The sequence below is a fragment of the Paracoccus sp. R86501 genome (assembly GCF_042466435.1).
In the GTDB taxonomy this organism is placed as follows: Bacteria; Pseudomonadota; Alphaproteobacteria; order Rhodobacterales; family Rhodobacteraceae; genus Paracoccus.
This window is the reverse complement of sequence record NZ_JAXHPZ010000004.1, coordinates 1-11,537: the sequence shown is the minus strand read 5'-3', so window position 1 is coordinate 11,537 and position 11,537 is coordinate 1. Positions and strand designations below refer to the sequence as shown.

Sequence of the window (11,537 nt, the reverse complement as noted above, 5' to 3'; positions counted from 1 at the left end):
ACATGCCCACGCCCCGTGTTCTGATCGTCATTCCAGCCCTGAACGAGGCGCGTCACATCGACGGCGTCCTGTCCTTCGCCTCGGCCTTCGCCGCCCGTGCCGACGGGCTGGTCGTCGTGGCCGATGGTGGATCGAAAGATGAAACTTGTGACATCGTCCGCCGCCGTGCGGTCGATGATCCGCGCATCCGGCTGATCGACAACCCCGATCGACTGCAATCGGCTGGCGTGAATCTGGCGGTGACACAGTTCGGTGATGGGGCCGAATGGCTGCTACGGCTGGATGCGCACAGTGATTACCCCGACGATTACGGCGACGTGTTGCTGGCCGAGGCGGAACGACATGACGCCGACAGCGTCGTCGTCGCCATGCATGCCGAAGGGCAGGGGATGCTGCAGCAGATCATCGCCGATGCGCAGAATTCGCGATTGGGCAATGGCGGCTCGGCGCATCGTCTGGCTGGCGGAGGGCTTTGGGTGGATCACGGCCACCACGCGCTGATGCGGCTTGAAGCATTTCGTGCAGTCGGTGGTTATGACGGTCAGTTCAGCCACAACGAAGACGCCGAGCTTGACCACCGGCTGAAGGGCGCGGGCTATCGCATCTGGCTGACGGGCCTGACAGGCCTGACCTATTTCCCCCGGTCACGCCTTGGTCCGCTTGTCCGGCAGTATTACAATTTTGGCCGTGGCCGGGCCCGAAACCTGCTGAAGAACAAGACCCGCCCCGCGGCTCGTCAGGCGGTCGTGGCCATGTTGGCCCCTGCGGCGGCGCTGGTCATCCTGACCCCGCTAAGTGCAATCTTTGCTTTACCGCTGATCCTGTGGCTGCTGGCCTGTCTGGCGGGCGGCGTCATGATCGCGATCCAGACGGGTCGGCCACGCGGCCTGTTTGCCGGACTGGCTGCAGGAACCATGCATATGGCCTGGTCGGCAGGGTTCTGGCGGCAATGGCTGGCCCCAAGGCCCGCCACCCCTGCGCGAGGTGCCGCATGACCGCCCTCGCCTTTCACGACAGCGTACTAATCGGCATCTGCACTTTCCGCCGTCCGGAACTGGCCGCCACGCTAGCCTCGCTTGAGGAGCTGACGCCTTGTGGTCTGCCAGTCGCCGTAGCCATCGCCGACAATGACGATCAGCCCTCGGCACGGGATATGGTCCAGACGATCGCAGCCGGTCATTCTCTGCCCGTTACCTATATTCATGCCCCCAAGGCCAACATCTCGATCGCGCGCAATGCGCTGTTGGATCATGCGCGCGCCACGGGCGCGCTGCTGCTGGTCTATCTGGATGATGATGAAACCGTCGAACCCGACTGGCTGAAGCACCTTGTGCAGGCCCGCCAGAATACAGGTGCGGGCGCGATCCTGGGGCCGGTGCGTGCGCATTACCTGCCTGATGCGCCGATCTGGATGGACCGCGCAAGGGCGCATGACACGCTGCCGGTTCTGGGCAAGGACGGCGTGATCACCAGCGGCTATACCTGCAATGTCCTTGTCAACCTGTCGGGATCCGGCGGCAGCCAACCTGCGGTTCGACCCGGTCCGGGGCCGCTCGGGTGGGGAAGACAGTGCCTTTTTTGCCGATTTTTTGACTGCGGGGGGGCAGATTGCCTTTGCGCCCGACGCATTGGTGCATGAAACGGTGCCTTCGGATCGGGCGCGCCTTGCGTGGTTGCTGCGCCGTCGCTATCGGATGGGTCAAACCCATGCCAGTCTGATTGCCCGGGGGCGTTCGCGTGCCGGGCGCATCAAGGCAGCCGGGATCGCGATGGCCAAGGCCGTAACCTGTGGCGGGCTGGCGATGATCGGGGTGGCGAACCCTGCGTGGCGCAACCGTCAACTGATGCGCGGAGCCCTCCATCTTGGAGCGGTGTCCCATCTTGGCGGTGCCCGCCAGATCGAAATTTATGGAACCGCGCCGGATGGGTCAGACACTGATCCCCGCTCGGGACGCAAGGAAAACTGATGGTACGCGAACTCAAGCCCTATGAAGGTGGCAAGGCCTATTCCGAGGCCCCGATCGCGCCTGCCCAGACCATCGATCTGCGTCGGTTGCTGGTCGCGCTGCGTCGCCAGCGGATGACCATGGTGCTGCCCGCCGCGCGCTGATGGGTGTGCTGGGCCTGACCTATGCCATGGCCAAGCCCGAGACCTTTGGCACCTATTCCAGCCTGCTGCTGGACAGCAACGTCAACCGGTCGGTCCAGCAGGCCGGCGGTATCGGAACCGTCGCCCTGCCCGCCGAACGGATCGAGAATGCACGTGTCATTCTGGAATCCGACAAGCTGGCCGGTGACGTGCTGGACCGCACCGGATTGCAGGACAACACCTCGTTCATGAACCCACCGCGGTCAGCCTTCACTTCGGCAATTGGTCAGGTCATTTCCGTCGTGTTCCGCCCGCTGGTCTGGGTTCGCAACCAGATCGAGGTTCTGACGACCCCGGCCGATGTCACCGACCCGTCCCAGGTTTCGGGCACTGGGGCACCGACCGACACGTCGATCGATCAGCTTGATCCGGTACGGCGCTTGGCGATGTACCGTCTGCGCGCCGGCGTGCGGGTGGACCGGATCGGACAAAGTTCGGCCGTGGCAATCAGCTATTCCTCGCATGATCCGGCCATCGCGGCTCAGGTCGCCAATGCCTATGCCGATCTTTACGTTCAGGACATCCTGACGGCCAACGCGGATTCCATCGGCGGCCAGACTAATGGCTGGATGCGCGGTCGTCTGGAAGAATTGCAGGCTCAGGCCCAGGCTGCGGGTGATGCCGCCGAACGGTTCGCCGCGGAAAACAACCTTGTCGAATTTTCCTCGGGCGGTCTGCTGACCGAACAGGCCCTGAACGAACTGAACTCGAGCCTGACGAATGTCCTGACCGAGGCTGCGCGCGCCCGCGCAGTTCTGGACACCTACGACCGTGCGGTCGCAGGCGGGGTCGAAGGACTGACCGATACGAACAGTTCGCTGGCGATTGGTGGCGATATTTCGGACGAACTGCGGTCGCGGCTGGATTCCTATAACAACACCCAAGCCCGTTTGCAGCGATTGTTGGCGAATTCGGGACCGAACCACCCACAGGTGCCGGGTCTTCAGCAGACGTTGAACACGACCGCCGAACGTCTGTTCGTCGAACTGCAATCCAAGCGCGCCGAAGCTCAAAGCACGCTGGACGTCGCCAATGCTCGCGTCGAGGCCTTGCAGCAAAGCGTGCAGACGGCATCTGAACGCAACAGCGCTCAGGCCGCGAATTTCGTGCGTCTGCAGGCCTTGCAGGAAGAGGCCGCGACCCTGTCTCGCAGATCTATCAGCAGACCCTGACCCGCTCGCAGGAAATCGAACAGCAGCAGTCCTTCCCCGTGTCGAACGTGCGGATCCTGTCCTATGCGCAGGTTCCGTCCAGGCCGACGGGGCCCGCCGTGTTGCGTACGGCACTGGCCGCGACCCTGCTGGGGCTGTTCATGGGCATGGCCGTCGCCGCTCTGCGTGAATGGCGCGAACGTTCGCTGCGTACGGCCGCTGATGTGACCGAATATTCCGGGCTGCGCTTCCTTGGCCACCTGCCGGTTCTGCCCGCGGTCCGCCGTGCGCGCACGCCAAGCGTCGCCCCCACGGCACCCGCCCCGGTCACGACCGGCCCCACCGGAGGGCAGACGCTGCCTGTGCCATCCAAGGCGCGTCCCCCCGTCATCAATGTTCCCGTGCCCGTGCTGCATTACCCGGACTCGGTCTATGCCGAGACACTGCGCCACGTTCGTTTGGCCAGCGATGCTGCCGGACGGAACCTGCCGGTGACGGGCGTGACCTCGTTCCATCCCCTCGAGGGGCGGTCGTCGGTTGCCTTCAACCTGGCGGGCCAATTGGGTATCGGGATGCAATCGGTGCTGCTGATAGACGCCGACAGCCGTGGCCGGACTCTCAGCCGGATGTTGGGGCTGGATCGCAAGCCCGGCTTGACGGATGCCGTCGCAGGGCGGGGTGATTGGCAGGATATGCTGGTGGCCATTGCGGACACCAATCTTGTGGTTCTGCCATGCGGTCAGGATCGCGGCGGCCCTTCGGACGACCTGCTGACGGGTCGGCTGCTGTCGCAGATCACGGCAGAGGCACGCGACAATGATTTCAGCCGCATCATCGTGGATGTTCCGCCACTTTACCCTGTCGCGCAGGGCCGTGCGATTTTGCACGAACTGGCGCAATTCGTCATCGTGGGCGAATGGGGTCAGACCTCGCGGGCGATGGCCGAAACGGCCTTGATCGATGATCATCTGCTGGAAGCGCGCTGCTTGGGCGTGGTCTATGACGGCGTCAACATGCGCAAGTTGAAGTCGTTCCTGCTGCCCGGAGAGATGGAAAATTACCTTGGTGGACCCAAGTCATACATGTCACTGAAACGTCGCATGTCCAGAAAGTAACTTTTTTTTAACCATTGTCGCTCATTTTTCTATCGGCCATGCTATAAAAGGTCGATCTGAAGAAAGATGCGGTATGTTTGTCGTCCGTTACCTGATGGCTGCTTTGGCGACGATCGTGGGTGCCCTTGTCTGGGGCATCACGACGGGGTTTTCGCTTTGGCAAAGTCTGGGCATGGCATTTCTGGCCGTGATTTTCCTGCAGATGCTGATTGTTGCCTATGTCGTCATCTCCGTCGGCCGGGCCACCCGCCCGACGCGGAATGCCCCGGCAAAGCGGATGCACAGGCTGCGGAATCAGCTTTTCATTCTGCCCAAGTAATCCTCGACCTGCAGGCCCTTGCCGTTGGTCCCTTCTGATGGGACCACGCGGCCCGCGTCCATCACATAGACCCTGTCGGCGACGCGGCTGATGGCGGGCCGGTGGGTGATGGCCAGAACCGTGACGCGACCGCGCAGACCTTCGATGGCGCGGATCAGACTTTCCTCGTTTTCCCAATCCAGCGCGCTTGTCGCCTCGTCCAGCACAAGGATGTCGGGGTCGCGCAGCAGCGCGCGGGCCACCGCGATCCGCTGACGTTCACCACCCGACAAAAGGCCGCCACGGTCGCCGATCATGGTGTCCAGACCCGCGGGCAGGTTGCGCACGAAGCCCGCCGCTGACAGATCCAGCACCTGCAGGATGCGTTCGTCGTCGATACCTTCGCCCGCAGCCAGCGCCAAGTTGTCGCGAATGCTGCCGTTGATCATGAACGGCTCTTGCGCGACATAGCCGGTCCGGTCGCGCCAGCTGCGCAACTGGCCGTGGTGCAGCGGCACTCCGTCCACCAGCACGGCGCCCTGCTGGGGTTCCAGCAAGCCCATCACGATATCGGCGATGGTGCTTTTCCCCGCACCCGAAGGGCCGACCAGCACCGTCAGCTGACCCGCCGCCAAGCTTAGCGTGCAGTCGCTGACCGCCTCGCGCGTTTCATCAGGAAAGCGCCAGCTGACGTTCTGCAACCGGATTTCCCGCGTCGGGGCAGGGGCTGGGGCCGCGCCGTCCATGGCCGGGTCCTGCTGGTCGCGCAATTCGGTCTGCAATCGGTTGATGGCGCCCCAAGCGGGCAGATCGACCATCAACTGCTGCAACGAACTTTGCATTCCCATGAAGCGCGGCGCGGTACGCATGAACAGCAGCAGCAGGATCACGATCCGCGCGACATCCAGCTGCGCCCAGTTCAGCGCCACCCAAATGAACATCGCGGCGCCGCTGACCACGGCGAACTGGAACAGCCCCGATCCGATGGTTGACTGCCGGATGAATTCACGCGCATCCGACTTGGTCTGCCCCAGGATCGAGGAGAACAGCTGAAGATAGCGCCCTTCCAGGTTCATGCTGCGGGCCATCTTCAGACTGCCCACGAACTCTGACACCGCCGACATCTGCCGTTCACGCCGCGACTGCAGACGGTCACCGTAATGGCGCGCCAACCGCCGGAAAGGCCGCATCAAGGCCAAGGCAACGACGCCGAAACCATAGGACAGCAGCGTCATCGGCACTGAAATCGCCAGGCTGAGGATGAAATACAGCCCCAATCCCACAAGGTTCTGCACGATGGACAGGATCAGGAAGGCAGCAAGGTACAGCCGCTCGATCTCCCCCGTCAGAGCGTGTTCGATGCGGGTTCGGGGAATGCGGGCGACATGCGCCCAACGGGCCTGCGCCACGCTGCGAAACAGGGTGATCCGGAAATGGTTGGCGAAATCATGGATCAGGTCGGACAGATAGACCGCCTTGCTGCGGTTGAAGATCGTCTGCAGCGCCGTCAGCGCGACGATCAGCACCAGCAGCGCGGCAAGGGGGATCATGGCGGGCAGCAGGCCCACGCCGGGAAAATCCATACCCGACAGATCGATGGTCGTGCCTTGCGATCCGACCAGCTGCAGGACGGGCAGGAAGGTGATGATGGCCGCCCCTTCGCTGAGGGTCCCCAGCACCAGCAGCCCCAGCCCGATCCATAACCGCCGCCCCTCCAGATGGCGCAAAGCGCGCCATAGGGAAGACAGCTGTCCCCCCGATCCCAGCAGCTTACCGGCCGTTGCGGGCTGTTGGGCAGCGGCGGTCGGGTCTTGGGGCATTTCAGTCATCTGCAAGATCGCGTTCGATGGCGGCGCGGATGTCATCGGCCTGATCCAGCCCGTCGGCCAGCAGCAGCCGCCGGGGCGGGCATTTCTGCGTCACCTGCGCCGCGCCGCGGAAATGTTCCGCGGCCGCCGCGCCGTTCAGCAGACCTTGTCCGAAACGGACCCCATAGGAAAAGCGCAGCACCGCCGACAGGGCTTCGGACGGGGGGATGGCAACAACGCTGGTCGGCTGTCCCGCGGGTGCACGCTCCAGAAGATACAACCGCGATGCCGGGACCGGGGCCGAGGCCAGCCGGTCGTGGTCCAGCATGGCGCGGGATTTGTCGATGCCCTCATGGACATGGCCGCGCAGGGTCAACCCTTGCGGCAGCAGTGCGGCTGCCTCGGAAGACAGTTTGACCTGGGCGAAACCGGGCAGCATCAGTCCGGCGTCGTTCAATGCGACCAGATCGTCGGCCAGAAGCTGCGCCCCGTTGCGCAGCAGATTGGTCGCGGTCGTCGATTTGCCGACGCCCTTGTCCGCCAGAAAGGCGATCCCGTGCCCCTTGTGAACGACGGCACTGGCATGCAGCACGAACAGCCCGTTGCGGCGCAAAGCCTCGAATAGCACCGGTCCCAGCAGCGGAAAGGCCAGAAGGTCGTCCGAAACATCCGCATTGCGTTCGATGCCGATCTGGCGCCCGTCAGCGGACACCGAAAACGCACCGACCGCCGGCCACCAGAAGCTGCTTCCCTCGGGGGTGAAATGGCATTCTGGATGTGGGCCGCGCTGGATTTCGGGCTGGGGGGCTTCGATGATGTGCAGATCGACCGTGCCGCCCGAAGTGCGTGGACTTAGCTCGGGCAGGATGACGTCCGAGGCCACCGCAAGACCATAGGCGGAATAGCAATGGGCGGTCGTGGGGCGCAGGGCCGGGTCAGCAGCAGTCATCAAACACTCGCAAACAAAAGGGGAAGATCGTCAAACGGTCGAATTCGGAACAGCCCGGCGGCCAAGCCATGCAGCCAGACACAGAGCCCGCCACAGCCGGAAAGCCGTCTGAGGTTCGGGCTCGGATGACATTTTCAGGCATTCAAGGTCTGCGTGCAAGGTCGCAGGATCGACCCAGCCCTGCAAGGGACCGCCGTCCGCGCCAAGGTCCGCAATGCGACCATGAGGATCGCGGCGCAGGCCGGACCAGAAGCCCGGCATGAAATCGGCCTTGTCGCGCCGCAGCCGGATCGATTCAGGCAACAGACCCCGCGTCGCGTCCCGCAGCAGCGCGCGCGGACGGCCATGGGCCACCTTCGCGGCGGCGGGCTGCCATACGCACAGCTCGGCCACGCGGTGGTCATAGAAGGGATAGCGCGTCTCGACACCCTCGGCGCGCGCGACGCCGCGCAGAACCTCGAAGGCGGTGGCGGACATCGGGCCGGCCATGACCGCCGTATGCAGTCGCAGGCTTTGCGGCAGATGACGGTCGCGGGGATCGGGCGTGTTCATGTCGCGCAGGCGTTCGGTCATTCGGGTGTCGCGGACCAGATCCGGATGGACCAGACTGGACCAATCGCTGGCGGCCGAGGTGTCGCTGTTCATCAGGCCCAGAATACCGCGGCCCAAACGCCCAAAGCCGCGCCGCCCTCTGGCCGCCAGCAGCGATGCAACGGCCTCGGTCATGGGGAAGTCGGTAAATCGGGCGTGCTGCGTGGCAAGGCGCAGCGCCTGCGGCCATTGCCGTCCCTGCGCCAGCAGCGCGATGTCGCGGAACGTGCCGCCGATGACCTCGTCGCCGCCATGCCCGTCCAGAACTGCGCTGCAGCCCAATTCATATGCCGCGCGATGCAGTCTGTGATTGCGGTCCAGTCCCGGCGCGAAAACCGGCTGGTCGTGCCGGGCGAACATTCCGTCGAAGTCGAACAGGTCGTCGTCGGCTGTCTCTCCGGTCAGGAAGACCGGTGAAAGGCGGTCGCCCGCAGCCTGCAGCACGTCGTCGATATAGCGGCCTTCATCCATGGCCGGGTCCTGATAGCGCAGCGACAGCGATGGGCGCGCATCAGCTGAGCCCTGATGTTCGACCGACATCAGCGACAGAGTGCTGGAATCCAGCCCGCCGCTGAGCATGGTTGCCGTCGGACCATCGGCGCAGGCTTGGCGGGTGGCATGTGCCAGCGCGTCACGCAGCGCGGGTCCGGCGTCCTTGACCTCAGGAGGGGCCGAGGATTGCAGTCGATACCAAGCGCGCAAGGTGGGGGTGTTGTCCGGCTGGACGACCATCAGATGACCCGGCGGCAGGCGCAGGATGTCCGTCCAGGCCGTCGCCCGCATATCGCTTGGCTGACCCGACAGGAAATCCGACACCCAGACAGGATTGATGTCGGGCGTGTTTTCCAGACCGGCGCGTACGGATGACAGCTCGCTTGCCAGAACCATGCCGGTCGGAGTCAGGGCATAGGCCAGCGGGTGAACGCCAAAACGGTCGCGCACTGCAGTCAGGCATCTGGAGCGGCGATCCCACAGGGCGAAAGCAAAGGCTCCGTTCAGGTAATCCGGCGCGTCTTCGCTCCACCGCAGCCAAGCTGCCAGCACCAGATCAGCGCTGTCGGCATCTGGTCCCGCACCCAAGGAACTGCGCAAATCGGCCAGATCGGTCAGCGCAAAATCCCCGACCAAAGTCAGCGGACCAGAGGATCGGACATCCGAACCTCCGGTTTGCCACAAGCGGATGCCGTGGTCGTCATGACTGATGGGGCGGCTGTGGCTGCGGTGGGCCAGATCGGCTTCGATACGTCCGGCAACAGGCACCGCATCCTGGCGCTGATCCAGCAGAACGGCAAAGCGGCTCATGTCGTAGGGGTGTCTGCGGAAAGGGTGCCGGGCAGGGTAAAGTCATGTAACGGGCGATGCCGGGCATAATCGGCGACCGTTCCGCCCAGCACGATCGTCTGACCGGAAATCAGCCAGGCATGGGGTGCCAAGGTGCCGGGTTTTTCGGAATTGCCGGGAACAGAGAGCCGTATCGTCGAGACATGACCGCGCCGCGCCAGCAGCCACTGGCCCGCACTGGCCTGCGTCAGGCAGGTCGCACCCGGAACCAGTCGGGCGGCATTCCGCACGGACCAAGCGATTTCGGCCAGATCGGCACGGGGGGCTTCGTTCGGCGCGTTTTCGGGCAGCGGATGCGCCTCGATCATGCGGCGCAGGGCGTGATGCGTACCGCGCACCAGATGCAGGCGCACCCGAAGGATCGCGCCAAGAGCCTGCGCCAGCAAGGCAACCTCGCGTTTGCTGGGCCGCCTGATGCCTGACAGGCGTTTCATGTCATACCACCTGAATCAGGCCGTTTTTCAACATGTCATCCAGAAGATCCTTGATGTCGCCCCGGCATTCTTCGGGGGCAACATCGTATTCCGACGCCACGGCGTTGGTCAGGTCGTCCAAGGATGCAGGGTTGACCATACGGTCCCAAATGGACGTTCCAACTTCATCAAGACTGAAATAAGTATTTGATTTAAGGTCAAGAATAGCGACGCCATCTTCGACTGCACAGGAAACGCAATCAGGCGAAACAAGATACGTCATACACAAATCCACTCAATCACCGGCGTGCCATGTGATCTTAAAAAAACCCAACGGAGCACCTGCGGCAAGACAATTTGCAGAAACTGGTTATCGCCGGGTGAACACTAGGGTGAGGCCTGCGGCAGTTTCCTGCCGCATGACCCTTAGTTCTTAGGAGAAGGTCAGGTCGCCGAAGGGCGTTCCGGTCGGGAACGAGTTGTCCAGACGGCTGCCGGTGCTGCTGCCCTGGGTCATTGCTTCCAGCTTGCCTTGGACCTGAAGAGTCGGACGAACGTACGCTTTGTTCATGTTGATCACCTTGTAAAAATTTACGCAGAACTTCCTGCAGAGCGTATTCTCTTATGTGCGTGCTTTTTCGCAACCTACCAAAAAAGACAGTCTTGGCCGAGGCTTGCCTGAAAAAGCTGCAATGACAGCAGGTTAAGTGCACACAATACATGCACATTTTCTTGTGCAGCGTATTAACCATATTTTAACGATTGCTAAAATTTTAACGAGATGTTGTACAACCCTCTTCGGTGCGATTGCGACGACCATCGCCGTTTTGTGTCGTCATTACATTTCTTTTATTATTACCAAAGGGTTAGCGGTATGATCAGAACGCTTCGTGCGCAGAGGTACTTCGTCTCGGGCTGCCAGCCTTCGATGGCATCAGGTACATCTCTTGCAGGTCTTGGAGCCGATTCGGCCCCCCGGACGGACACTCCCGTCGGTGGCATGGTCAAACGTAGCTTGGACATTCTGCTGGCCGGCGTTGGGATCCTGCTGCTGTTGCCGCTGATCCTGGGGTTGGTCATCGTTCTGAAGATGAAGGACTCCGGACCCCTACTGTATGGTCATCGCCGCATTGGTTTTGGCGGTCGCGAATTCCGTTGCTGGAAGTTCCGCACCATGGTTGTGAATGGCGATGAGGTTCTTGAGCAGCATCTGCGTGAAAATCCCGACCAGGCTGAAATGTGGAACGAGCAGCGCAAGCTGGTTAACGATCCGCGCGTCACCCCCATCGGCGCGATCATGCGCAAGCTGAGCCTTGATGAGCTGCCGCAGTTGCTGAACGTTCTGTCAGGTGAGATGAGCTTGGTTGGCCCGCGCCCGGTGGTTCAGGAAGAACTGGACCACTATGCCAGCTCGACCCGCCATTACCTGTCCGCACGTCCCGGCCTGTCCGGCCTGTGGCAGATCAGCGGCCGCAGCAACACGACGTATCTGGAGCGTGTCCAAATGGATCGCTTCTACGTCATGAACTGGAATCCGTGGATGGACCTGCGTATTGTCTTCATGACGATCCCTGCGGTTGCGATGTCCCGCGGAGCGCACTAGGCTCCAGACCCATTGATTTCATTTGTTTGGCGTGATTCAGGCTCTGCAAGGAGACCTGATCGATGAGCTGCCTGTTCTGGCTGACGGAGGCGCAGATGGCCCGCCTCCGTCCATTCTTT

Annotated in this window: 13 protein-coding genes; 7 read left to right on the top strand and 6 right to left on the bottom strand. The window is 62.6% G+C overall.

The features are described 5' to 3' along the window. The first annotated feature begins 2 nt into the window (after positions 1-2). From SJY40_RS15830 to SJY40_RS15805, 6 genes are all read left to right on the top strand, one after another. On the top strand, positions 3-995 hold the full coding sequence (locus tag SJY40_RS15830; protein WP_378948966.1) for a glycosyltransferase family 2 protein: 993 nt from the start codon (positions 3-5) through the stop codon (positions 993-995). Continuing rightward, on the top strand, positions 992-1,639 hold the full coding sequence (locus tag SJY40_RS15825) for a glycosyltransferase family 2 protein (protein ID WP_378948963.1): 648 nt from the start codon (positions 992-994) through the stop codon (positions 1,637-1,639). The genes SJY40_RS15830 and SJY40_RS15825 overlap by 4 nt, the downstream gene beginning before the upstream one ends. Before the next feature lie 327 nt (positions 1,640-1,966). Then, positions 1,967-2,110 carry a hypothetical protein gene (locus SJY40_RS15820; RefSeq protein WP_378948960.1) on the top strand — a complete coding sequence of 48 codons (144 nt, stop codon included), beginning with the start codon at positions 1,967-1,969 and terminating at the stop codon, positions 2,108-2,110. After that, a complete protein-coding gene (locus SJY40_RS15815; protein WP_378948957.1) occupies positions 2,110-3,321 on the top strand; it encodes a GumC family protein in 1,212 nt (403 codons plus the stop codon). Before SJY40_RS15820 ends, SJY40_RS15815 begins: the two co-directional genes overlap by 1 nt. Further along, positions 3,303-4,415, top strand: coding sequence for a GNVR domain-containing protein (locus SJY40_RS15810; RefSeq protein ID WP_378949056.1), 1,113 nt, complete (start codon positions 3,303-3,305; stop codon positions 4,413-4,415). The genes SJY40_RS15815 and SJY40_RS15810 overlap by 19 nt, the downstream gene beginning before the upstream one ends. A 172-nt stretch (positions 4,416-4,587) precedes the next feature. Then, positions 4,588-4,734, top strand: coding sequence for a hypothetical protein (locus SJY40_RS15805; protein WP_378948954.1), 147 nt, complete (start codon positions 4,588-4,590; stop codon positions 4,732-4,734). Here SJY40_RS15805 and SJY40_RS15800 read toward each other — a convergent pair. The 6 genes from SJY40_RS15800 to SJY40_RS15775 form a co-directional block, all read right to left on the bottom strand. After that, positions 4,710-6,533: an ABC transporter ATP-binding protein gene (locus SJY40_RS15800; protein WP_378948951.1), complete on the bottom strand. Its 1,824-nt coding sequence runs from the start codon at positions 6,531-6,533 to the stop codon at positions 4,710-4,712. The two genes, SJY40_RS15805 and SJY40_RS15800, sit on opposite strands and share 25 nt — an antisense overlap. A gap of 1 nt (position 6,534) precedes the next feature. Further along, positions 6,535-7,470, bottom strand: coding sequence for a serine kinase (locus tag SJY40_RS15795; protein WP_378948948.1), 936 nt, complete (start codon positions 7,468-7,470; stop codon positions 6,535-6,537). A gap of 30 nt (positions 7,471-7,500) precedes the next feature. Next, complete coding sequence (locus tag SJY40_RS15790; protein WP_378948945.1) at positions 7,501-9,363, bottom strand: asparagine synthetase B family protein; 1,863 nt, start codon at positions 9,361-9,363, stop codon at positions 7,501-7,503. Further along, positions 9,360-9,836, bottom strand: coding sequence for a lasso peptide biosynthesis B2 protein (locus tag SJY40_RS15785; protein WP_378948942.1), 477 nt, complete (start codon positions 9,834-9,836; stop codon positions 9,360-9,362). Before SJY40_RS15785 ends, SJY40_RS15790 begins: the two co-directional genes overlap by 4 nt. Position 9,837: 1 nt before the next feature. Beyond that, positions 9,838-10,098: a PqqD family protein gene (locus tag SJY40_RS15780; RefSeq protein WP_378948939.1), complete on the bottom strand. Its 261-nt coding sequence runs from the start codon at positions 10,096-10,098 to the stop codon at positions 9,838-9,840. Between the two features lie 150 nt (positions 10,099-10,248). Continuing rightward, positions 10,249-10,386, bottom strand: coding sequence for a hypothetical protein (locus SJY40_RS15775; RefSeq protein ID WP_378948936.1), 138 nt, complete (start codon positions 10,384-10,386; stop codon positions 10,249-10,251). A 444-nt stretch (positions 10,387-10,830) separates the two neighbouring features. On the opposite strand from SJY40_RS15775, the gene SJY40_RS15770 reads away from it, so the two are divergent. Beyond that, positions 10,831-11,418, top strand: a complete 588-nt coding sequence (locus tag SJY40_RS15770) for a sugar transferase (protein ID WP_378948934.1) — start codon at positions 10,831-10,833, stop codon at positions 11,416-11,418. The last annotated feature ends 119 nt before the right edge of the window (positions 11,419-11,537 follow it).

Coding starts and splice junctions, on each gene's coding strand:
- SJY40_RS15775 (WP_378948936.1), bottom strand. CDS start 10,386: ATGAACAAAGCGTACGTTCGTCCGACTCTTCAGGTCCAAGGCAAGCTG.
- SJY40_RS15785 (WP_378948942.1), bottom strand. CDS start 9,836: ATGAAACGCCTGTCAGGCATCAGGCGGCCCAGCAAACGCGAGGTTGCC.
- SJY40_RS15830 (WP_378948966.1), top strand. CDS start 3: ATGCCCACGCCCCGTGTTCTGATCGTCATTCCAGCCCTGAACGAGGCG.
- SJY40_RS15820 (WP_378948960.1), top strand. CDS start 1,967: ATGGTACGCGAACTCAAGCCCTATGAAGGTGGCAAGGCCTATTCCGAG.
- SJY40_RS15800 (WP_378948951.1), bottom strand. CDS start 6,533: ATGCCCCAAGACCCGACCGCCGCTGCCCAACAGCCCGCAACGGCCGGT.
- SJY40_RS15815 (WP_378948957.1), top strand. CDS start 2,110: ATGGGTGTGCTGGGCCTGACCTATGCCATGGCCAAGCCCGAGACCTTT.
- SJY40_RS15795 (WP_378948948.1), bottom strand. CDS start 7,470: ATGACTGCTGCTGACCCGGCCCTGCGCCCCACGACCGCCCATTGCTAT.
- SJY40_RS15790 (WP_378948945.1), bottom strand. CDS start 9,363: ATGAGCCGCTTTGCCGTTCTGCTGGATCAGCGCCAGGATGCGGTGCCT.
- SJY40_RS15780 (WP_378948939.1), bottom strand. CDS start 10,098: ATGACGTATCTTGTTTCGCCTGATTGCGTTTCCTGTGCAGTCGAAGAT.
- SJY40_RS15805 (WP_378948954.1), top strand. CDS start 4,588: ATGGCATTTCTGGCCGTGATTTTCCTGCAGATGCTGATTGTTGCCTAT.
- SJY40_RS15825 (WP_378948963.1), top strand. CDS start 992: ATGACCGCCCTCGCCTTTCACGACAGCGTACTAATCGGCATCTGCACT.